Raw genomic sequence first — 22,647 nt, 5'->3', positions numbered from 1 at the left:
CTGTACAGCCGCATATCCAGCATTCTTCCAGCTTGGAAAATCAGTCTATTGGATTCGAAGCGCTCACCCCCTTTCATAAGCAGAATGTTCATGTACTATGAAAAAAGAGCACCGTGTCAGGGTGCTTGATCCTTGATTTGGCGCAGGTTGTTAAACCTGTACGTGTGTCGCCCCATACCTAAGTAGAGCTGCGTACGACCAAGCGGTTGGGCAGAATAACCTTCTTAGGCAGGAGAACGTTTCCGTTGATTCGGTCTAGTAAGTTATCGACAGCGACCATACCAATTTCTCTGGTTGGGATATCGATCGTGGATAGCGGAGGATTGGAATACTTGGAAACCTCGATATTGGAAAGTCCTATAACAGCCACTTCATGAGGAACAGAGATGCCGTTGTTGTACAAGCCATTGAGGGCCGCCATCGCCATCAGATCGCTGGCGGCGAAGAAGGCGGTAGGGTAATTCCTGGTTTTGCATAAATGATTGACTTTCTCGATACAGACCGCTTCATCCCACATGCAATCAATAACCCAATCTGAATTTACTGACAATCCGGCAGCATGCATGGTGGAATAGTAACCTCGATAGCGGCGGCTGTCTTTTAAGTTGCTTGTTAATCCGCTTCCCCCGATATAACCAATACGGGTATGTCCCTTCTCAATGAGATGGTTTACTGCCATAGAAGCTACATGGTAATGATCATAGCCCACATTGTCGATATCTCCGCGTTCTGTGTCAATGCCCACGATATAGGGGACCTGCTTGCGTATATACTCGTAAGTCTCGCTGTTCAAGGATTCCATAAGGATAAGGCCGGTAATCGGTTCACTGAAGGTGTTGAATAGAACCTTATTATCATTCAGCTCTATTCCTGTGCGAATAAAGGCAATGTTATATCCTGCACTGAGCAACCGCTCTTCCACACCCGATAGAATCGACATGAAATAAGGGTCGTTATATTTATCTTTTGTCACGCTCAGGATGCATCCGATTTTGATATGGGACTTGCTCTCGGCATCATCCTTGGGGGCAACCTTTCGCTTGGGGCTTGCGCTGATTTTATAGTTGAGCTGAGTAACGGCTTGCCATACCCTTTCTCGGGTTTCGTCGGTGATTTTATATTTCGTATCATTGTTTAGAACTCTGGATACGGTGGCAGTGGATACCTTGGCTAATTTAGCAACATCCCGAATCGTACTCATAAATAAACACATTCTCCTTTTAAGTTACTAATGATCACCATTTAGAGTTTATAGGAATGTTACATTCCAGACAATGATTACTCAAATCAGGATGTTTGTTACGTAATGTTGTTACGTTGATTAATTTTGAGAATGTCTGCTATTTATAACTCATCATAACACATCTGTGCCGCGCTATGTTACATGAAATTTTAAAAAAACGTAAATTTATATTGCAAGGTTAGGGGTGGGTGATATAACATGAGATTACTAAACAAAATGATAAAAATAGCAACAATAACGTAACAAATAACGTAACAAAATGCAAATTCGTTTAGCACATGGTGGGGAGGTGATGCACGTGAACAGAGCAGTGACGGTTTATCCGGCGATATCCGATGACATCTTAAGCAATCCAGGCATCGGTTTTACAGCGGCACCGGGGTTAATGGGGGAGCCGGACCGAATCTATGATAATCGGGGCGAAGAACATAGCCAATATAAGTTCACCGAAAACGGCAGAACCTTCAATCATCCCGACAGCAAAGTGTATTTCTGCAGTGCACGCTGGAGGGACCTGGAAATCAGCAAAGGGGTTTTTCATTGGGAAGTGCTGGAGGAGAAGCTGGACTACGCCAAATCGATGGGCTGTACGGCTGTCGTTCGTTGTTCGCCCTATGCGTTAAGTGATGAGGATGATATCCCGGCGTGGTTTCGGGAGGAATATCCGGAGGAACCCGAATTTCCATTCTGGAGAGTAGATCCACAGACGACCCCATACATAGCTTATTGGTCTGATTTTATCAAGGCGTTCGCGGCACGGTTTGACGGGCATCCGGTCATAAGTTCGGTGGATATGACGATTGTAGGGGCATGGGGAGAAGGCGGAGGAACCGAGTTTTTGAAGCCGGAGGCCATTTCGAGCATAACGGATGCCTATCTGGACGGTTTTAAAATAACGCCTCTCCAGGCACTCCTGCATGACCCGTTGTCAATCCGGATCATAAAGGAACGTAAAGCTAAGGTAGGCTTTCGTGTTGATTGCTTGGGCGATATGGGCGGGTTCCATGGCGACCAATGGTCCCATATGACGGACTTCTATCCTCAAAATATACAGAATTTTCAGATGGCCGATGCCTGGGAGAAGGCGCCGATTTTATTTGAAGCCTGTTGGCACATGAATGATTGGTATCTGCAGGGTTGGGATATTGATTATATCATTCAAGAAACGCTGAAGTGGCATATCTCTTCATTTAACAATAAAGGAACGGTCGTTCCGGAGCCGTGGAAAGAGAACATCAAGGCATGGCTGAACAAGATGGGATACCGCTTTGAACTGAGGAAATTCACATACGACTCGGAAGTGAGTGCGGGCGCAGAGCTCGGTATTGCTGCTCTGTGGGCGAATGTGGGAGTCGCTCCGATCTACAATCATTATTCACTTGTGGTAAGGCTTACAGGCAATAGTCAGACGTATACCCTTCGAAGTAGGGAAGACATTCGGAATTGGCTGCCTGATGTGGATATTGCTTGGGAAGAAAGTTTTACTTTACCGGAGGATATGCCGGAAGGAGAGTACAGCTTGGAGGTTGGCATCGAAACCGGGGTAGCCGAAATCGGCAATATCCAGCTTGCGATCGAGGGAAACCAGGACGGCTATTACCCGATGGGCAAACTATTCGTTGAACGGGGGAAAGAAGCGAAATGCTGAATGTGTTGAGTTATAACGAATGTACGGCAAGCTGCAATTTTGATGATCTGCCGGATGGATTGGAAGCAAAATATAACCGCTATGAACCGAATCGGAATCCGTTTCTCCTTCCGCGCGAGTTTCTGCACGAACTCTTCGATCGATATCATATTCCAGAACATACACAGCAATGGCTCATTCATGGGATTGAGGCGATCGAACAAGATGCCGTGTTGTTTCACTTCACCAAATTCTTAGTAGATGATATGTGCTCTGCGCGAAATCGCTGCGATGAAACCCATTATACGAACATGACGCCTGGATGCATGAAGGAATACGGGGAGTTGTATTCATTTTTGTTGCTGCTGGCTTGCGTTAACCCTTCCATGCAAAGGCTGCAGGAGCGCTCCGTGCCCAAAGCGTATTACGAGCAGATTCCTCATCAACCGCTGAAAGTTCAGTTAGAGAAACTGGTTTTGCACGGTGATGCGAAGGTACATGATTTTCCGTGGGTGATGAATTTCTATACCTGTTCCATCTTTCTGTTAGATCGGTTTTACTTTATTCCCTACCGATTCGGGGATTCTTTCACGATGTTTCGTCATGTGGAGACACATGAAGTGATCGCCCTTGCGCATGCGGGGGAAGAGTTCCGCAGCGATGGACAAAGGAACGGAATCAATGACGTTTACGACCCTGAAGGCAGCTTCACTACGGAATGGCAGGAGAATGACATTTTTGTTATAGCTAACCGGATCAACCCCATGGGATTCGTGGAAAGAGAACCGACTCCCATCTTAAAGGCGGAATGGGTGCCTGTTCTGGAGCAGGGAAACATGCTCTTGGCGCTTCACATTCCAGCCGGACCCGGGTACACACCGGACAGATTGAAGAATTCAATGGCAATGGCGATAGCATTCTATGATCAATATTTTCCGGAATTAGCCATTAGAGGCTTCTGGAGTGCAAGCTGGCTTTATGATACGCGGTTAGGGCTTGTTTTGGACAATGAGAGCAGCAACATCGTGCATATCCAACGGCAATTTTATAATTATCCGACGATGGAGGGAGACGGTATGCTGCGTTATGAGGTCTTTGGGGATTGGAAGGCTGATCCGGTCCTAAATCCCGGGGAATGGACTACATCGCTGCAAAAAGCAGCGGCGGCATACATGAAGACGGGAGCCCGGTTTAATACACTAAGCATGGTGGTGCTAAGCGAAGAAATCGAGAAGATTGGGCTTAATCCCTACATCAAAGCCTCCGACATTGAAGAATTCCTCCAAACCGTTGACAGCCATATAAAGGGGAGTTAATCGGATGACCCCATACTCGCTTGAAAACTATGAAAAATATAAAACCGTAAAAATTCGGCCGGTTCCCTTACCGAATAAGAATCAAGATCCAAGCCACGGACAGTTTCAATATGTCCAATTGTCATGGAGGGAGCTGGAGCCGGCAAGAGGAGAATTTAGGATCGAAGGGATAGAGGAAGCCCTGCGTGCTGCCCTTAATCCAATTCTAGTCCTGATGCCGGATTTGCCTGTGTGGGTGAAGAATGATGCCGATGATTGCTTTGCAGCCTTGATCCGAAAAGTCGGGAGTTATATCGGTTCGGACAGGCGCCTTACAGCTGTTCTGATATCCACCCTGTCTGACAGCAAGGAAGAATGGAACGCCTATATAGAGGCGTTTGACTCACAGACAATGCTGGCTGAGCTGCAGAATGATCGATTAATCCAATATGTAAAGGAACACAGTTGTGGATTTGGCCTGCTGGTGAGGTGCAGCGAAGCGAATTGGATCGAATGCTGCGAGGCGTTTGCCGTGCAAAAGCTGCAGCATGTATGGAAGAGCCACCCGGTTGTTCTCCATGTGACTGATCTAGCGTGTGGTCCGAATATCAGACGGGAAGCATTGCGATGGCATGCAAGCCTCTCGAATGTGAATGCAGGGCTTGGGTATGATCTTGCTCTGCGCAGGCTGACTTATCCGGAAACCGTGTCCAGCCATGGGAGCCTGCCACTGCGATTCTGGTTTGCCAACACGGGCAGTTCGAGGATTTATCGGGATTTTCAAATCTGCGTTCAGTTAAGGCAGGGAGAAGTATCCTATGAACTACCGCTGCACGCGGCTACCCATACATGGCTGACCGGGGACCATGTCCATAATGAGATGGTTCCATTGCCGGACATGTCGCCGGGAAGTTATACGCTGAGTATAGCCCTCTATTTCGAAGACCGTTCCTATGTCGCGCTGAATATACAAAACCGGCAGCAGAACGGATATTATGAGACAGGTTCAATACAAGTCGAAATCACCCATGAAGATCCACTGACGAATATATGGGATACGTATTATCCGGAAGGATATTATCCCTTGGAAGACCCTGTAGTTCCGGAGCAGGAATAGCTTGTTTGGCACAAATACGAGAACGCTGGAGGTCATAGATTTGAAGTTAGCATTAATCGGCGCAGGACAAAGAGGCATGATTTACACAAGATACGCTTACCAAAGCGAAGACATCGTTGCGGTGATCGAACCAAATGACGACAGAAGAAAGGCTGCTGCGGATGAGTTCCAGATCCCGCTGGACCGACAGTTTGAATCCGTAGAAGCATTTTACCGGCTCGGAAAAATTTGCGATGCCGTCATTATCTCTTCCATGGATAGAGACCATTATGAGCAGACGATGCAGGCGCTTGATCTGGGATATGACATTTTGCTTGAAAAGCCCATTTCCCCAAGTCCTGAAGAATGCTTGAGAATCCAGCAGAAGGCCAATGAAAAAGGGCGCAAAGTGATTGTATGTCATGTGCTCCGTTACACTCATTTTTTTGCCGAGATTAAGAGAATCATTGATAGCCAGGAGCTTGGCAAGGTGATCACGATTCAGCATAACGAGAACGTTGGCAATTTCCATATGGCTCATTCCTTCGTAAGAGGCAATTGGAGAAGAAGTGATCTGGCGAGTCCGATCATTATGCAGAAGTCCTGTCATGACATGGATATTCTTTCCTGGCTGGTGGACAGCGGGGCTAAACGAATCTCTTCTTATGGCAACCTGACTTATTTTAAGGAAGAGAATGCGCCGGCCGGCAGTGCCGAGCGATGCCTGGACTGCAAGGTGGCCGCAGATTGCCGGTTCGATGCCAGAAAGGCCTATCTGCCGATGAGAGGGCAGTGGCCGGCAACGGCCATATCGGTCGATCAAAGTGAAGAGGGACTGTTAAACGTATTGGCAACGAGTCCTTACGGACGCTGTGTTTACCGGACGGACAACGATGTGTGTGATCATCAGGTGACACTGATCGAGTTCAAGAACGGGGTAACGGCCACATTTAATTTAAGCGCGTTTACCAACAAGATGTACCGCACGATTAAAATCATGTGCGAGCATGGAGAAATTCGAGGAGACGATAACCTGAACGTCATCGAAGTGACCCGCTTTAACTCCAATATGGCAGAACCCGTTGAGCAGACTGTTGTTCGGCCAGCCATGATGAGCGGCGGACATAATGGCGGCGATACCGGTCTGATGATCGATTTCCTGGATAATTTGGGGAACGCCGGCTTCAGCAGCCGATCCTCCATCGATATGTCCGTCGAAAGCCACATGATGGCCTATGCAGCAGAAGAGGCAAGGCTCACCGGCACCGTCATTGATCTGGATCAACTGAAGGAGAAGCTGCAGCACAGCATTACAGCATAATCGTTTAATCACAATGCAAAGGTAGTGATGGAATGGGTTCGGGTGTTAAGGGCTTTCTATATGAAATCAAGAAGAACAGAATACTGTATCTCATGTGCGTGCCTGCTCTGATTGTGCTGATCATGTTCTCTTACATCCCTTTTGCGGGAGTATGGATGGCATTTACCGATTTTAATGTCGTGGATGGCATCTTTGGCAGCAAGTTTGTGGGCCTAGACAATTTCAAATACTTTTTTTCGGCAAACAGCATGGGGTGGAAGGTTACTTACAATACACTGTACATCAACTTTTTCGGTCTTATCCTAGGCATTATCATCCCTGTTACGATTGCCATCATGATTAATGAGATCCGGCATAAAACCTACAAAAAGATAGCACAAAGCATGATGTTTTTTCCGTACTTTATATCCTGGGTCGTCGTTGGGGCGATCCTGTACGGCATTTTCTCCACGGATGTGGGCGTTGCCAATCATGTCTTGGAGTTCTTTGGCGCAGAACCCATTCGGTGGTACTCGGAGCCGAAATATTGGAAATGGATCATCATTCTGTCAAGCGTCTGGAAGTGGAGCGGGTACAGCTCCATTATCTATATGGCGGCGATGTCCAATTTCGATGGGAGTTTATATGAAGCAGCCAAAGTTGATGGCGCGAACAAACTGCAGCGCATTCTTTTCTTGACTGTGCCCATGCTGAAACCAACCATTATCGTCTTAAGCTTGCTGAGTGTCGGACGAATCTTCTATGGCGACTTTGGGATGATTTACGGTATCGTCGGCAACAATCCGGTTCTGGCTGAGGAAGTAACGGTCATTGATACCTATGTGTATCAGTCGATGCGCACGCTTGGCTTTTCCTATTCGACGGCCATCGGGCTGTTCCAGTCCTTGATGGGACTAATCCTGATTACGGCTGCGAACAAATCCGCTAAGAAAATAAATGACGGAGAGGGTCTATTTTAATGAAGGAAAAGAACAGATTGCTAGGCGATAAATTGGTGATCGGCGTTGCCTATGGTTTCATTGGCGTATTTGCACTCATTTGTCTGTATCCCCTTGTTCTAACCCTAAGCGTGTCCTTTTCTTCGGAACAGGCCGTGGCGAGAAACGGATATTCGATTATTCCCTTGAGCCCAAGCCTGGATACGTATAAATATATCTTCGTTAATAGCGGAACGAAAATACTCAAGTCCTACGGCGTGACTTTATTTGTAACCTTTGTGGGTACAATGGGGGCTTTGCTGATTACCAGCATGATTGCATTTTCCCTATCGATCAAAAAGCTGAAATATCGCAATGTACTCGCTTTTATCAGTAATTTCACCATCATCTTCTCGGCCGGCTTGATTCCGTGGTACATGGTCAGTGTCAATTATTACGGACTGAAGAACAGCATTCTGGCCTTGATCCTGCCTTCGATCTTTAGCGTATGGAACATGTTCCTCATGCGGACGTATTTTGCAAGCATCTCTTCATCCCTATATGAGGCGGCGGAGATGGATGGCGCTAATTATTTTACGATTTATGTGAAAATAGCGCTCCCGTTAAGCAAAACGGCACTGTTGACGGTAGGTTTAATGTATGCGCTTCAATATTGGAACGATTGGTGGCATGCTCTGATTTTTATTAATGAACGCGATTTGTTCCCGCTGCAGTATTATCTCTACAACATTCTGTCCAACGTCAATGCGATAAGCTCCGGGCGCATTCCATCAGGGGCCTCCGGCAACATCACATTGCCTGCGGAGACCGTGAAGATGGCCATTACGGTCATTACGATTGGGCCGATTATTTTCCTGTACCCGTACATTCAGAAATACTTCGTGCATGGAATTATGGCCGGTGCGGTCAAAGAATAGACACCTAAGTGGTTACTGGCCGATACAGGCTTTTAACATAGATTAACCATTTGATTAGGGAGGGTCTTTCATGAGAACAAAGAAAATGCTGATCTTTATGGTGTTACTGATTGCGGCTGTTTCCGTTATGGCAGGCTGCAGCGGCAAAAAAGAAGGGGGAGCCGCTGCGCTGGAAACGGTTACGATTCTGTACCCGGGGGATCGAAGCGATCGGATGAGCGAATTTCTGGACAATGAATTTGCCGAGAAAATGGCTGCCGATCTTGGCTTGAAGGTAGAAGTTGTATTTGTGCCGTGGGCGCAGTATTGGGAACAAAAAGATATCATGCTGGCTGCCAACGAACCGATTGATTTATATTGGGACGGTCTCCCGGACCTCTCAACAATCGTGAACAAGAAACAAGCCATGGTCTTGGATGATTTGATTCAGGAACATGGCCAGGATATGCTCAAAGTCCTGCCCAAGGAGCAGCTTCAGGGCGCAACCATCGACGGGAAGATTTACGGTATTCCTTCAGCTTATGCGCCGTCCTCTGCTATGTATCAGTTAGTTGCCGTGCGTCAGGATATCCTCGAAGCCGTGGGGATGACGGATCTGAAGACTGCCGACGATTTGAAAGAGTTTGCGACAAGGGCGGCCAAGGATTTTCCTGATATGAAGGGGCCTGCTGACATTATCTTTAAACCGTTAACCCGGTATTTTGCCGAAGAACAATATAACTGGATTGCTGTAGAAGATCTGGTTGTGTTTGGGGAAGACAGCAAAAAAGCATATAGCTACTATGAAACGGAAGCTTTCCAGGAAGTAGCGAAATTCAACCGCGGCATGTATGATGCGGGGTTATATACGGAGGATCTGACCATTAAGTACAATGAAAGAGACTCCCGGATGCAGACCGGCTTGTACTTATGGGTTGAAGGGTCCTTGGGCAAGGAAATGGAGATTGTTGATGCAATTAAAGCAAATGCTCCGGATGCCGAGGTCAAAACCTATCTGTTAGCGGCGGAGAAGCCGCGTTATATTACGGCCACAGGCGGAGAAGTGCTAGGTATCCCTGTGAATGCTCCAAATCCGGAAGGGGCCATGAAGTTTGTCAACTGGCTTTATAAATCCCAGGAAAATTACCTGTTTGCTCTCTATGGCGTCGAAGGCAAGGACTACGAGATTGTAGACGGAAGAATCAACAAGCTGACTCCTAACGAATTTTTCTATGAATGGATGTTCAGAAACCAGAACTATCAATTGTTCGGGCCGAATGTAGCACAAGAGTCCATAGATACTTATAAGAGCTGGGATGATCAGGCCGTACGATCGGCTTCACTCGGTTTCCGGTTTAATAATGAGAAGGTGAAGTTAATCGAAACGGCATTGAAGGAAGTGGCAGGCAAGGATTTAGCTGCCATACGTTCCGGCTTTGTAAATTTTGAAACCGAATATCCGAAGGCCATCCAGAAACTGAAGGCGGCAGGCATTGATGATTACGTAGCGGAAATCCAGCGTCAATTGGATGAATATTTGGCTGGGCAATAAGAGAGAAGCTGCAAACCGCTGAATTTATATTTAAATAGAAAGAGGAACAGGATGAGACGATTGGGGCAGTAAGAGCCGATATCGTCTCATCCTGTTCTGTTAGAGTAACTTTACGTATGGGTGTATTGTCGTGAATTTAATAGAGTCAAGATAGGAATTTGTTTAAGCAGGGGATGCGGCAAGCAGAATCCTTTGTCCTCAAGGCTTTACCGTACCTGTCTGGCGATCGGAGAATACAGTGTACTCTGTTCCGTCTGCAGAGACAGCGGTGGATGAATAGGCTGATAAAGATACGGTGACAAATAAGGCGGCAAGCAATAGAACGAATCTTCTTTTCATGGGCAAACCTCTTTTCCATTGGGATTAGGTACTGTTACTACCATTTTAATCCATGTCCATTGCGCTTGAAAAGAGCCTTGGAGGTCGTTTGGGATGGATTCATTCATAAAGGAAGGATTATGCTGAACGTAAAATGTCCGTCTTGATGATGAAATTGAAGCGCTCCGCTGTGCAGCTCCACAATGCTGCGGGCTATGGAAAGCCCAAGACCGGAACCAGACTGGATTCTCTGAAAGGTACGGGCATCGTCAGCTTTGTAAAAGCGGTCGAATAGCCGGGACGCCTGCTCTTTCGTAATCGGCATTCCTTTATTTTCGATGGAGATCTCCATATGATCATCGCTGTGGAGTAATGTTATGCGAATAACACCGGGCCTCACCGAGAACTTCAGTGCATTCATCAGCAGATTATCGATGGCTCTGCGGATCATCTCCGGATCTGCCTCGCGAACAAGGGGGGCTTCATGGATGTTCATCTCCAATCGAAGCTGGTTTTCTTTGGCAATCGGTTCAAGCTCAACCAAGAGTTGAACCAACAGTTCCCTCAGATCAATCCTCTCCATCTCCGGGCTTACTTCATTCGAAGCCAGCCGGGTGTACGCAAACAAGTCATCGATGAGCTGCTTGAGCTGCAGCGCTTTGTTGTAGGTATTGCTTACAAAACGGTCATGTTCCTTCAAGTCCTGGTACGCCTTGTCTTTCAATAAATCCAGATAGCCGATAATGCTTGTGAGAGGGGTGCGCAGGTCATGAGATACGCCCGTGATCAGTTCCAGCTTGGCTTTCTCCATCTGTCGCTCCCGGCCAATCTGCGTTTCGAGCTTTTCAGCCATGGCATTGATATTCAGCGCAATATCCCCCAGTTCATCCTTTCTTTTTACCATAACTCGGTAATCCAGCTGGCCTTGAGCGATAGTGTCAAGACCAGAGGCCATTTCCGACACGTACCGGATGATATGACGCGTCAGGAAAAAGAAGGTGAAGAAAAAGGGGAGGATGAACGACACCAGCACAACCAGCAAATTCACATAATAGACTTCTGTGAACCTAGGCGTTACCAGTGAGACAAGCAAACCCACAAGTATACTGATGACAAAAGACCAGAGCATTCGCATCCGTAAGCTGCCTGCCCCCGTCAGCAAGGAATACCGTTTATTTTTCAATTTTATACCCTACTCCCCATACGGTTTTGATGTACTGCGGCTTGCGGGGGACCAGCTCTATCTTTTCTCGGATATTACGGATATGGACCATCACCGTATTGTCAGAGAAAAAGGGGGTCTGTTCTTTCCAAACGCACTCGTGAATCTTGCCTACGCTGAAAATCTGACCGCGATTCGCCGCAAGAAGCTCTAGAATGGAAAACTCAATAGGTGTCAGGGAAACCGCAGCACCGCGAACCTTCACCAGATGCTGTTTTTTATGAATGGACAGGTCGCCGATATGAATTTCGGAAGGTTCCTCTTCCCGAAGGCTCAGGAAATTTTGCCGTCGCAGCTGGGCCTTTACCCTTGCCATAAGCTCCACCGGATGGAACGGCTTCGTGACATAATCGTCCGCCCCGGTTGACAGTCCCGTAATCTTATCCAGAGATTCTACTTTGGCCGAGAGCATAATGATGGGAATCGCTGATCGCTCACGTATTTGAAGACAGGCCGCGATCCCATCCAGTTTCGGCAGCATCACGTCGAGAATGATGAGCTGAACTTCATGTTGTTGAAGAAGCTGGAGGGCTTGAAGCCCATCTTCCGCCTCCAATACGTGATAGCCTTCATTGCGAAGATAGACGTGCAGGACGTCGCGGATTTCCTTATCATCATCGACGATCAGAACGTTAATGTTTTTCAAGGACATGCTCTCCTTTGCTAGTAGGCTCCCAGGCCAAGATCAAGCTTGAATGTCGGCGCAATCTAATGAAAGAGTAACATAGCGGATAAGCCATAATAAAGTATTCAACGATGAGGCTCCTCAGCACTCAAATTTGCTTTTTTCGACACACGTAAACGAAGGCTGGAGGGAAGTTCTTCGGAACGAAATGAATGTTGATGATGTCAAAATGCTCCATGAGCTGCTTCTTCATCTGTTGTGAATATTGAAATGCAATAAAGAGCCCGTCCTTGTTCAAGGCTGCAACAATTTCGGTTATGATGCGGTCCCGAACGTATTGTGGAAAATTAAAAAAAGGAAGTCCGCTGATGATGCAGTCCAGTGACTCCAGGCCTTCCTGTTTAAGGAATAGACGAAGGTGACTGCCATCGGTGTAACAGGAATAGTGCGGATATCGCTCTTTCAGCTTACGGCGAAGATAAGGGTCTTTCTCAAATAACAGCACTCTTGTATCCACTCCGGCAGCGGATTGTATGTGTCTTGTAATCGCACCTGTACCTGCGCCAAGCTCTGCAATGGTCTTTATATGCTCCCAAGCTACCGGTTTCACCATGGTCTCTGCAAGTTCTCTGGAACTTGGTGCTACACTTCCGATCTGCCCCGGCGATATAAGAAATCTGCTTAAAAAAACAGCCTGCTCGTGCAGCCAATCCATCAGCCTTGTCATTGTGTAAATCACCCCGTAATCATGTTATGGATTCTATTCTAAGGGGGAAATCTTGGGATAAAACGAGGGGAATTCTGAATTAATTCTGAAGAACTTCTGAAGAAGCATTTCTAGCTTAGTGAAGGGGCACCACAAAAAAAAGAATGCCTCATGATCAAGAGGCACTCATTGTACGTATAGCCTAGCGCTGATCCATGGCGTCCACGTAATTCTTCGCATCTTTCAGGGAGAGATGCATAGCCTCACGTAATTCTTTGATCGCCTTAATCTTATTTCCTTCAGCCAGCAGTTGTCGCAGGCGTTGCTCCAGCTCTGGTGAAAGCTCTGAGCTCCCCGAGCTTATGAAATGAGTATCAACAACAGCCGGCTGCTGTGGGCGGGGAGGAGGATAAACCTCCGATCGGCCCTCCAGGCGTGCAAGATCGGATGTAAGCTCATTGATTCGGGATTGCATTCTAAAGTGCTTAAGCAGAAGGAAGATGGATATTAACAATGATACTATTGCTATAATTTCAGTTCTTTCCATATCATACCCCCATCTCTTTTACTTACATATTAAACCTAATGACAGGGAAGTCAAAAGGAAACAACGGCACACGGATGGAACAAGGCACGATGATCAAGAAAACATCGGATAAAATGCTGCCTTCAATCAACACACGCATAAAATCCAATTGGATTCACCTCATTTCAACATTTTCACACCCAGTATAATCCACATATGTTTACTTAACGACAAATTGTTTCTAAATATAAACAAAATTGAGTGTATACAAATATGTTTTAAGCGTATAAACTGTACTTGTGTTTACTTCATTGCTTCTGGAGGAGGGCATTACGAAAATAGAGCTTGTACTGGACTTCTCATGAGTCCTCCCACCGTGAAGGAAATCCGGACGGATGCTGCGAAAGAGCTGCCAAGTTTTTGCCTGCATCGATGTTCTTGTTCAGAAAGGAAGGTAATTAAATGAACACACTTACAGCTCCTTTGCGGGAATCATCGACGAAACGAGAAATATTGTTGTTGCTCAAAAAATTAGGATCAACCACCATTCAAGAAATGTCAGAACATCTAGGAGTGACAGGAATGGCTGTTCGTAAACATGTAAATGCATTGAAAAAGGATAACTATATCCAAAGCTCGACGATTCGTCAGCATATCGGTAGACCAACTTATATATATAGTCTGACTGATTTAGCGGAACAGTTATTTCCTACTCAATATGATGTCCTGTCTTTAGAGCTGATGGAAGAGATTAACCATATGTTCGGTGAATTATTCGTTGACGAACTATTTAAGCGAAGAAGGAAAAGGCTTGAACAAAAATACCAATTAGCCATGACTGGACAAAATTTCGAGGAAAAAATAGTAACACTCGCCAAAATCCAGGATAATGCAGGATACATGACCTCGCTAGTGAAGATTCACGATGACAAGTATTCCTTAGAGGAAGGAAACTGTCCCATTTTTCAAGTGGCTAGCCGTTACCGGCAAGCGTGTCAATGCGAGCTGGCTATGTTTGAATCTTTACTGGACAGTCGCGTCGAACGTAAGGAGTGTATAGCAGATGGGGGAACAAAATGCAGTTTTACATTCGAGAATATCTGATGTCGGGATAAGTTAAGAACGTTCAGTTTCAGTTTATCGGTTTCCCAGCCAATAGCGACTGCCAGTTCTGCCGCTCGAACACCTGGATTCTTTTCGATGATACGTAAAAAATCACCCGTCCACAAACCAGCAGGGCTGGCCTGATCCAATCGCTCAAGACGCTTGTGAAGCGAGGTCAATTGTTCCTCGTCCAGCTCATCGTTTTCCCTTAATGCTTTCCGGGGATCATCCCCGACCCGAATAAACTTAATTCGGTAGACCGTGCCCTCGTTGCTGTACGAGTTTAGCTCTCTCCGTAGCTGCCCTAAAGAGTCATTCCCTGCATGAGTGGCATCTGTTTCAGTGATCTCCGGTTCGGGAGCGATCGTTGGATATTCTTTTTACTGAAACGAGAGATGGTGGCGACATGTGATGACATTATCATCATCATGGCATTGGAAATCCAATCCATTTTTTGGTATGGTATTTAGTGTATGATGGTTTGCCAATCATTTTTTTAAATACAAGATAAAGGAGGTTATACACACACGGAGTTCGATATTAGTCCCATGAATTATCATTTCGAATTCGAATGGAGGTATTGTTGTGTTTCAAGCTCAAGCACTGCGTCTTATGAGAAGGCCAATGAAATGGATGGTTTCCGCCATGCTCGCCGTTCTGGTTTTTGCCGTGTCCGTTATGCCCGTATTTGCGGCAAGTCCTGAGAAAACCGTAAATGCTTCCGCCACACTTGCTTACAATCTCAAGGGACTTAACCACAACGTGGCCGTTCAGAAAGCCTATATCGCAGACAAGTATCTTTACGTCACCCAACGCTCGGGGGGAACATGCTATCTGTCAAGACTGCTTATGAGCGGGAATGATGCCACATATGTTGATGAAATGACCATCACCAATTCAGGCCATTGCCAAACGCTTGACATGTATACCTATAATGGAGAAAACTACTTTTATTTTAGCTCAAAAGCAGATCCTTCCACCACGTATTACTGGTCTCTTCAGGTAGCCAGGCTTCAATATTCGGCCGGAACGACAGTGGATTATACGGACCTGCATCGGTTCACATATATGAATTATGCCAATACAACAGGTGCAAGATTAGGTGAGACTTATCGCGTGGATGGCGGGGGCAACAGCACCCACACGGTTTTCCGCGTACAAACATCAGAAGGAACCGTAACGTGGTCCATTTATGACACGGTAGCATTAAACAAGCTGCTAGACAGTAATGAGCAGGTGAGAATGGACAGTGCAGCAGCTGTCAACGCCGCGGTCAGCAGCTTTACGCAGTCGGGGAGTAATATCATCAGACCTAACGGTTCTTTCCAAGGTGCTGATATGCTGGGAAAAACAGAAATCTATACCTCAGGCGGCGCGGATGGCGACACTCCGCAGATCGCATTCATATCCAGCACAGGAGCTTACAAAACCCTTGTGAATATTACCAATGTGGGAAAGCGCGAGATCGAGGGAGTACAGACTAAAAATGGAAACGTATATTTCACCATAGTTACAGATCCGGTAAACAAAAAAGATACGCAGAAAGTTTACTACGTCCCTGATAGCGTATTTAAATAATCGCCAAAATGAATTAGCCTTTGCAAAATATGAAAGCCGCAGATTTGCGGCTTTTTTATTTCAGGTCTTTTTTACAGCTATCCCAAATCCCCTCTAAAATGTACTGAACAGCGTAGTTAGCATTCGCCGTCATTTCCATCGCCAGATTAACATTCGGCGGCGCAGCAACGCTGCTGCAAACAGCGCTTGCAGAGCAGCAGGTGATAGCAAAGTGGATATGGTCATTCCAATGCGCACAACGGTATGGAATTTGGCTAACGCTGGCGGGGGAGTAACAGGAGGCGTTTTACTTGAAGTCTTTGGTGCCAGCTCTTTTCCGTGGGGATTGTTCACGCTCTTAATCCTCGCACTCCTCGTGGCCTGGTGAGGGAAACAGCATTCATTCCCTGCGAAATAAGGAGCTTTCGAGTATCGTCATAGGGAAGATCAACATGAGCAATCAAGAAGAAATATGCTCGTCAGGTTTGTGATAGAGTTAGCGTAATCGAGATGAAGGAGGTAGGAGCAGGTAACGATGTCACAATCTGAAGTTGATGAGAAAAAGCATTGGAAAAGGAATATTGTTCTCTTTTTAAGCAGCCAGACCATCTCTCTGTTTGGTTCGGCCTTGGTGCAGTATTCCATCATGTGGTATATTACGCTGACTACACAGTCAGGTATTATGATGACGTTATATATCATTTGCGGATTTATTCCGACTTTTTTACTTTCACCTTTTGCTGGGGTGTGGGCTGACCGTTTTAACCGCAAATGGCTAATTATGATCGCGGATGCCATGATCGCAGTGGTTACGCTTATTCTGGCCATCGTTTTTTTGCTGGGCTATGAAGCGTTATGGCTGCTGTTTGTCATAGCTGCTGTACGCGCACTTGGGGCAGGCATTCAGACACCTGCGGTCGGGGCGATTTTACCGCAAATCGTGCCGCAAGATCAGCTAACAAGAGTAAACGGCATCAATGGCACCTTGCAGGCGCTCATTATGTTTGTTGCGCCTATCGCCAGCGCGGCATTACTCACCATGGCGACAATCGAAATAATTTTTTTCATAGACGTCATCACAGCGGCAATCGCGATCCTGACGTTACTGTTCCTTCTCAAAATTCCGCTCCACCAAAAGGCAGCCAGTGCCCAAACGACAGGTTACCTTGATGATTTCAAGAAGGGTTTGGACTATATTGGCCAGCATGCCTTTTTAAAAACATTTTTTATCTTTTTCGCCTTTTTCTTCGTGCTCATGGCCCCTGCGGCCTTTTTGACACCGCTGCAAGTGACGCGTACCTTCGGTGACGACGTATGGCGCTTGACTGCCATCGAGATCGCGTTCTCCATCGGCATGATGGTTGGCGGGGGCATTATCGCTTCATGGGGCGGTTTCAAAAATAAAGTGTACACCATGACGCTCGCCAGCATCATCATGGGCGTGTGCACCTTCGCGCTCGGCATTGTGCCGATCTTCTGGATTTACTTGGCAGTTATGGGTGTGTTTGGAGTGGCAATGCCTATTTTCAACACGCCTACGACTGTTTTGCTGCAGGAGAGAGTGGACGACAATTATTTAGGGCGCATATTCGGGGTCTTCGGCATGATCTCGACTTCCATGATGCCCCTCGGGATGTTGGTCTTCGGACCGCTTGCCGATGTCATTGAGATTGAATGGCTGCTCATGGGAACGGGGCTTTTCATGCTTGTACTTGCGTTATTTTTCATTCGCAACAAGCGATTAGTTGAAGCTGGCATGCCGCTGGTGAAGGAAGCCACGCAGGAGTGATCATCCGACACCTTCTAGTCCCATACGATTCTGATCTTTCTGTTGTAGTCCGAAGCATATCCCACTAATGAAGTGCCCTTGGAGTATACACTCCGTGGGTGCTTTTTTTGCGATAATAGCATAGCCGTGCCGTTTACGTCGTTCGCCAAGCTATTATGCCAGATCCGTTCCTTAAAAGGTGTTGGCATCTCGCAAAACATCATACTTTTCCTTCAATTGCTTGATATCTGTTCTAGGCGGGCAACCGAATAGACGCGCATATTCCCGACTGAATTGGGATGGACTCTCATAACCAACCCGGAAGGCAACATCGGCGGCATCGGCTGATTCCGACAATAATAATCTCCTTGCTTCCTGTAATCTGAGCTGCTTTTGAAATTGCAGCGGACTCATGGCGGTTACCTCTTTAAAATGCCTATGGAACGAAGATACACTCATTCTCGCGGTCTCAGCTAAACTTTCGATACGGAGCGGTTGATCACGATGCCGGATAATTTGCTCAATAGTCTCTCTTATTCGATAAGTGCTGCTGCCTTCCATAGCGATTTGAGCCAATGCAACACCGTAAGGCCCTTGCAAGAGTCTAAACAAGATTTCTTTAATATAAAGCGGCGCAAGGAATGATATTTCTGCAGGATGATCCAGCAAGCGTGCCAACCTAACCATGGCTTCCAGAAGTGATGCCTCCATCTGACCAACAAACAAAGCTCTTCTCGCGTTTTCCTTAGTCAGGATCGGAAGTTCGTATTCGTTGAGTACCTCAAGGATTTGATTCTGCGTAAACTCCAACTTCAGGCTCAAAAAAGGAACTTCGTTCGAAGCATGTATGACCTGACCCACCACCGGCACATTCATGGAGGAAATCAGATAATCAGCGGGTCCGTACACATATCGTTCCTGCGCCAACAATACCTCTTTTGAACCTTGTGCAATAAAACATAGGGAAGGATTGTAGACCCGATGAACCGGCTCCGTAACTTGCAAGTGACGAATGAAGAATAATGATGGAATATCCGTCTTGTGAACCCCGCTTTGATTCGCATGTCGCTCCAATAGTTGTACCAGCACATTCCGGTGTTTGCGTATTTCCTCGGACATAAGCTCCTCCTTGTTATTTCACTTCTTTCAGTATAAGGCATGTTTCTCTACAGCGGTAATGTAATGAGAGGATTAGGCAATCATTTAAGACAAATGAGATATCGATCTCCTTATAATCTATAGCATAATGAAATCATGTTAAGTATGTAATCTAAACATGAATCAATGGGAGGGAAGATGATGATGCAAATGCGCGAATTAGGAACAAGCGGATTGAAGGTTACCGCCATTGGGCTTGGCTGCATGGGCATGAGTTATGGCTATGGCCCCGCAGCTGACAAGAAGGAAATGATATCGGTGATTCATGCTGCCATTGATCGAGGCGTTACTTTTTTTGACACAGCCGAAATATACGGTCCTTTCATCAACGAGGAACTGGTAGGAGAAGCGCTTGCGCCGTTCAAGGACAAGGTTGTATTGGCGACTAAATTTGGCATTAGGATGGTGGATGGCAAACAGGTCCAGGATAGTCGACCTCAATGCATCCGGCAATCCGTAGAAGGCTCGCTCAAACGGCTTGGCGTGGAAGCCATTGATCTCTATTATCAACATCGCGTGGATCCCAAGGTACCCATTGAGGAAGTGGCGGGCGTCGTGAAGGATCTTATCCAGGAGGGGAAGGTGAAGCATTGGGGTCTCTCGGAAGCAGGAGTCAAAACCATTCGTCGTGCGCATACCGTCCATCCTCTGACTGCCGTTCAGAGTGAATACTCCTTGTGGTGGAGACGTCCGGAGGAGGAATTATTGCCTGTTCTGGAGGAACTGGGTATAGGTTTTGTTCCATTCAGTCCTTTAGGTAAGGGATACTTAACCGGAAAAGTGAGTGCAGATACTGCCTTCGATGAAAATGATACGCGTCGTATCCTTCCACGATTTACGGCAGAGGCGATTCAAGCCAATCAAACATTGATTCGAGTACTTCAACAAGTGTCTGAACCCAGAAACGTGTCTCTGGCTCAGGTAGCACTTGCATGGCTGCTTGCTCGGAAGCCCTGGATCGTTCCAATACCAGGTACACGAAATTTACATCGGTTGGAGGAGAATTTGGGAGCAGCCCAAGTGGAGTTGACGCCCGAAGATCTGCTTGCGATCAACTCGGCTACATCTCGAATCACGCTTACGGGTGACCGTTATCCCGAGGAACTGGAGAGAAGAACGGGTTTGTGATGGAAGAACGGGCTTTCAAGCACTTATGGCTGCTCGTATGCCAATTGGCTTTCATTCCAAAAAAGACCGTTCCACAGAACGAGTGGCTTTATCGATGAACGCTGCTACTTCTTCAGGGCTCTGGGTCATTCCGTTCTGAACCCACTCCTTAATCGCTGCTGCGCTGCCGCTGGATATAAATGAATATAAGGCTTCAGGCGTATGGACATTGTTCTGCGGTGCTTGTTCCCTCCAAGCCTCGATACTGCGATCGTGCAAAATATAGATCACACGTTTCAGATAATCTCCATCTTGGTATAGCGGATTCTGCGGTCAACTTTCATGTTTTTGATTTTTTCGTTCGATAAGCGGCAATATTTATCGAACTGGCTGTTGATTATCTTACACAGTGTTACTATATTGTAAACACATTTTCAGATCAATATGTACTTGGAGGGAACTCATGAAAGTAACTTATACCATGATGGATAGGGAATTAAGATGGAGAGGAAAGCTTCTAGGTCTCTTATTGGGCACCTCCAGCGAAGCTAAATTTGTCAAAACGATGTTTAATCGAAAGAAACAAAGCGATAAACGGAAAGGCAGTCACATGGAGGGTTTAAATGTCCGTGAAGAATGGATTACACGTAAAGATGGCTCCAAACTGCGCATTCTAATTTATGAACCCCATCATACGAATGAAGAGGTTCCCGGTATCTTGTGGCTGCATGGAGGGGGGGATGCGATGGGTGTACCCGAAATGTTCGAGAATACGTACAAAAAATTAATGGACACCAGCAGCTGTGTCATCATCGCTCCCGATTATCGTCTATCCATCGAAGCACCCTATCCAGCAGCATTGGAGGATAGCTATGACGCTCTTCTATGGATGAAGAATCATGCCAGGGAGCTGAGCATCCGAAGTAATCAATTGATGGTAGGCGGGGAAAGCGCGGGGGGAGGACTAACGGCTGCCCTTACGCTTTATGCAAGGGATAAAGGAGAAGTGAACATCGCTTTTCAAATGCCGTTGTATCCAATGATTGATGATCGAATGATGACGGAATCGGCCAAGGAGAATAACGCTCCTATATGGAACTCCGATATGAATCAATGGGCTTGGAAGTTATACCTTGGGGACCGCTACGGAAAAGAGGTATCTCCCTATGCCGCGGCTGCCAGAGCCACCGATTACACCCATCTTCCGCCTACCGTCACTTATGTCGGTGATCTCGAACCATTCCGGGATGAAACCATTCATTACGTGGAGAAATTAAAGCAAGCAGGCGTTCCGGTTGATTTCGAGTTGTACCAGGGCTGTTATCATGGTTTTGATATCATTAACCCTAAAGCGGCGGTAAGCCAAAAGGCAGTCGCGTTTTTCTTGCAATCGTATCAATATGCGGTGTCGCATTATTTTGCAGAACAAAAATAGAGAAGAAGAGTGAATGGCGTCTATAGTAACTATGGGAAAGCGAGGAGCAATCATATGAATTATGCGAAGCTTGGAAATACAGGCTTGGATGTGTCCCGGCTGTGCCTTGGCTGCATGGGCTTTGGATCGGCAGAGGGCTGGGTTCATCCATGGGTACTTGATGAAGAGAACAGCCGCCCCATTATTAAGAAAGCCTTGGAATTGGGCATCAATTTTTTTGATACGGCAAATGTTTACTCACTTGGACATAGCGAGGAAATCGTGGGGCGTGCTCTGAAGGATTATGCCAATCGCGATGAAATCGTGCTAGCCACGAAGATTAACGGACGCATGCACGAAGGTCCGAACGGCGCCGGACTTTCCCGAAAGGCCATCATGAGTGAGATAGATAAAAGTTTAAAACGACTGGAAACCGATTATGTGGATTTGTACCAGATTCACCGCTGGGATTACAACACGCCCATTGAAGAGACAATGGAAGCCTTGCATGATGTGGTGAAGGCCGGTAAGGCCAGATATATTGGAGCTTCAGCCATGTATGCATGGCAGTTCCAAAAGGCATTGTTTGTTGCCGAGAGTAATGGCTGGACTCGATTTGTATCCATGCAGAACCATCTAAACCTCATCTACCGTGAGGAAGAGAGAGAAATGCTGCCTCTTTGCAAGGAGGAGAAGATCGGCGTGATTCCATATAGTCCGCTTGCCGGTGGGAGATTGACAAGAGATCCGCAGGAATCCACGCTTCGTTCCGAAACCGATCAAATCGCAAAACAGAAATACGATGGGACCGCAGCATCTGATCGCTTGATTGTTGATCAGGTTGCAGCTATAGCGAAAAAACACGGCGTTCCGCGCGTTCAAATCGCACTTGCCTGGCTGCTGCAGAAAGAGCCGGTCACGGCTCCCATTGTTGGCGCTACGAAGCTATCCCATCTTGAGGATGCGGTCGCGGCTCTTAGCATAACATTAACAGCTGAAGAAATTGCATCATTGGAAGAACCGTATGTACCTCATCGGATCGTGGGACATCAGTAATGGGTGCGAGTTGAACAGGGGTGAAACCTATACGTTGGAGACGAGACAAAAATATATATGCTTTATAAGTCGCCATATTGGCGGCTTTTTTGTTTTGTACCATTCACTTGAATGCACG

Annotated in this window: 22 protein-coding genes; 13 read left to right on the top strand and 9 right to left on the bottom strand. The window is 46.6% G+C overall.

Annotated elements, in window-relative coordinates; translation table 11 throughout:
• Window positions 1–178: 178 nt before the first annotated feature.
• On the bottom strand, window positions 179–1,201 hold the full coding sequence (locus WDY75_RS17235) for a LacI family DNA-binding transcriptional regulator (protein WP_063479444.1): 1,023 nt from the start codon (window positions 1,199–1,201) through the stop codon (window positions 179–181).
• Between the two features lie 340 nt (window positions 1,202–1,541).
• Between WDY75_RS17235 and WDY75_RS17230 the strand changes: the two genes are divergently transcribed.
• The 7 genes from WDY75_RS17230 (at window position 1,542) to WDY75_RS17200 (ending at window position 9,968) form a co-directional block, all read left to right on the top strand.
• Window positions 1,542–2,891 carry a DUF4832 domain-containing protein gene (locus WDY75_RS17230; RefSeq protein WP_063479445.1) on the top strand — a complete coding sequence of 450 codons (1,350 nt, stop codon included), beginning with the start codon at window positions 1,542–1,544 and terminating at the stop codon, window positions 2,889–2,891.
• Complete coding sequence (locus tag WDY75_RS17225) at window positions 2,885–4,186, top strand: acyltransferase domain-containing protein (protein ID WP_063479446.1); 1,302 nt, start codon at window positions 2,885–2,887, stop codon at window positions 4,184–4,186. The genes WDY75_RS17230 and WDY75_RS17225 overlap by 7 nt, the downstream gene beginning before the upstream one ends.
• 4 nt (window positions 4,187–4,190) lie before the next feature.
• Window positions 4,191–5,282 (top strand): DUF4832 domain-containing protein, encoded by a 1,092-nt coding sequence (locus WDY75_RS17220; protein ID WP_063479447.1) that lies wholly within the window; start codon window positions 4,191–4,193, stop codon window positions 5,280–5,282.
• Between the two features lie 40 nt (window positions 5,283–5,322).
• Entirely contained in the window at window positions 5,323–6,582 is a 1,260-nt protein-coding gene (locus tag WDY75_RS17215; RefSeq protein WP_063479448.1) for a Gfo/Idh/MocA family protein, read from the top strand.
• A 32-nt stretch (window positions 6,583–6,614) separates the two neighbouring features.
• Window positions 6,615–7,541 carry an ABC transporter permease gene (locus tag WDY75_RS17210; protein ID WP_006210123.1) on the top strand — a complete coding sequence of 309 codons (927 nt, stop codon included), beginning with the start codon at window positions 6,615–6,617 and terminating at the stop codon, window positions 7,539–7,541.
• The gene (locus WDY75_RS17205; RefSeq protein WP_063479449.1) at window positions 7,541–8,437 is read left to right on the top strand and encodes a carbohydrate ABC transporter permease; all 897 of its coding nucleotides are present in this window, start codon (window positions 7,541–7,543) and stop codon (window positions 8,435–8,437) included. The genes WDY75_RS17210 and WDY75_RS17205 overlap by 1 nt, the downstream gene beginning before the upstream one ends.
• 70 nt (window positions 8,438–8,507) lie before the next feature.
• Entirely contained in the window at window positions 8,508–9,968 is a 1,461-nt protein-coding gene (locus WDY75_RS17200) for an ABC transporter substrate-binding protein (protein WP_006210125.1), read from the top strand.
• Window positions 9,969–10,166: 198 nt separating this feature from the next.
• On the opposite strand, the gene WDY75_RS17195 is transcribed toward WDY75_RS17200, so the two are convergent.
• The 5 genes from WDY75_RS17195 to WDY75_RS17175 all read right to left on the bottom strand — a co-directional run bounded on the left by WDY75_RS17195 (window position 10,167) and on the right by WDY75_RS17175 (window position 13,386).
• Window positions 10,167–10,307, bottom strand: coding sequence for a hypothetical protein (locus tag WDY75_RS17195; protein ID WP_156515062.1), 141 nt, complete (start codon window positions 10,305–10,307; stop codon window positions 10,167–10,169).
• 103 nt (window positions 10,308–10,410) lie between these two features.
• Window positions 10,411–11,469 (bottom strand): sensor histidine kinase, encoded by a 1,059-nt coding sequence (locus tag WDY75_RS17190; protein ID WP_082834345.1) that lies wholly within the window; start codon window positions 11,467–11,469, stop codon window positions 10,411–10,413.
• Window positions 11,459–12,160, bottom strand: a complete 702-nt coding sequence (locus tag WDY75_RS17185; RefSeq protein WP_063479450.1) for a response regulator transcription factor — start codon at window positions 12,158–12,160, stop codon at window positions 11,459–11,461. Before WDY75_RS17185 ends, WDY75_RS17190 begins: the two co-directional genes overlap by 11 nt.
• Before the next feature lie 121 nt (window positions 12,161–12,281).
• Window positions 12,282–12,860, bottom strand: coding sequence for a class I SAM-dependent methyltransferase (locus tag WDY75_RS17180; protein ID WP_063479451.1), 579 nt, complete (start codon window positions 12,858–12,860; stop codon window positions 12,282–12,284).
• Between the two features lie 181 nt (window positions 12,861–13,041).
• Window positions 13,042–13,386: a ribosomal protein L7/L12 gene (locus WDY75_RS17175; RefSeq protein WP_063479452.1), complete on the bottom strand. Its 345-nt coding sequence runs from the start codon at window positions 13,384–13,386 to the stop codon at window positions 13,042–13,044.
• Window positions 13,387–13,827: 441 nt separating this feature from the next.
• On the opposite strand from WDY75_RS17175, the gene WDY75_RS17170 reads away from it, so the two are divergent.
• Together WDY75_RS17170 and WDY75_RS17165 are read left to right on the top strand one after the other, a co-directional pair.
• Entirely contained in the window at window positions 13,828–14,469 is a 642-nt protein-coding gene (locus WDY75_RS17170; RefSeq protein WP_063479453.1) for a helix-turn-helix transcriptional regulator, read from the top strand.
• Window positions 14,470–15,093: 624 nt separating this feature from the next.
• Entirely contained in the window at window positions 15,094–16,047 is a 954-nt protein-coding gene (locus WDY75_RS17165) for a helveticin J family class III bacteriocin (RefSeq protein WP_197477150.1), read from the top strand.
• Window positions 16,048–16,176: 129 nt separating this feature from the next.
• On the opposite strand, the gene WDY75_RS17160 is transcribed toward WDY75_RS17165, so the two are convergent.
• Entirely contained in the window at window positions 16,177–16,380 is a 204-nt protein-coding gene (locus WDY75_RS17160; protein WP_156515063.1) for a hypothetical protein, read from the bottom strand.
• Window positions 16,381–16,561: 181 nt separating this feature from the next.
• Between WDY75_RS17160 and WDY75_RS17155 the strand changes: the two genes are divergently transcribed.
• Window positions 16,562–17,815, top strand: a complete 1,254-nt coding sequence (locus tag WDY75_RS17155; protein WP_063479454.1) for an MFS transporter — start codon at window positions 16,562–16,564, stop codon at window positions 17,813–17,815.
• A 171-nt stretch (window positions 17,816–17,986) separates the two neighbouring features.
• On the opposite strand, the gene WDY75_RS17150 is transcribed toward WDY75_RS17155, so the two are convergent.
• Complete coding sequence (locus tag WDY75_RS17150) at window positions 17,987–18,913, bottom strand: AraC family transcriptional regulator (RefSeq protein WP_063479455.1); 927 nt, start codon at window positions 18,911–18,913, stop codon at window positions 17,987–17,989.
• Between the two features lie 183 nt (window positions 18,914–19,096).
• Between WDY75_RS17150 and WDY75_RS17145 the strand changes: the two genes are divergently transcribed.
• A complete protein-coding gene (locus tag WDY75_RS17145; protein ID WP_156515082.1) occupies window positions 19,097–20,080 on the top strand; it encodes an aldo/keto reductase in 984 nt (327 codons plus the stop codon).
• 51 nt (window positions 20,081–20,131) lie between these two features.
• Here WDY75_RS17145 and WDY75_RS17140 read toward each other — a convergent pair whose 3' ends face one another.
• Window positions 20,132–20,350, bottom strand: a complete 219-nt coding sequence (locus WDY75_RS17140; protein ID WP_063479457.1) for a TetR-like C-terminal domain-containing protein — start codon at window positions 20,348–20,350, stop codon at window positions 20,132–20,134.
• 172 nt (window positions 20,351–20,522) lie between these two features.
• Here WDY75_RS17140 and WDY75_RS17135 point away from each other — a divergent pair, with 172 nt between their 5' ends.
• Entirely contained in the window at window positions 20,523–21,494 is a 972-nt protein-coding gene (locus WDY75_RS17135; RefSeq protein WP_063479458.1) for an alpha/beta hydrolase, read from the top strand.
• A gap of 54 nt (window positions 21,495–21,548) precedes the next feature.
• On the top strand, window positions 21,549–22,529 hold the full coding sequence (locus WDY75_RS17130) for an aldo/keto reductase (protein WP_006210139.1): 981 nt from the start codon (window positions 21,549–21,551) through the stop codon (window positions 22,527–22,529).
• The last annotated feature ends 118 nt before the right edge of the window (window positions 22,530–22,647 follow it).

Source organism: Paenibacillus glucanolyticus (genome assembly GCF_037333485.1).
Classification (GTDB): domain Bacteria; phylum Bacillota; class Bacilli; order Paenibacillales; family Paenibacillaceae; genus Paenibacillus_AQ; species Paenibacillus_AQ glucanolyticus.
The sequence above is the reverse complement of the archived record's forward strand: the minus strand, read 5'-3'. Positions and strand labels throughout refer to the sequence as shown.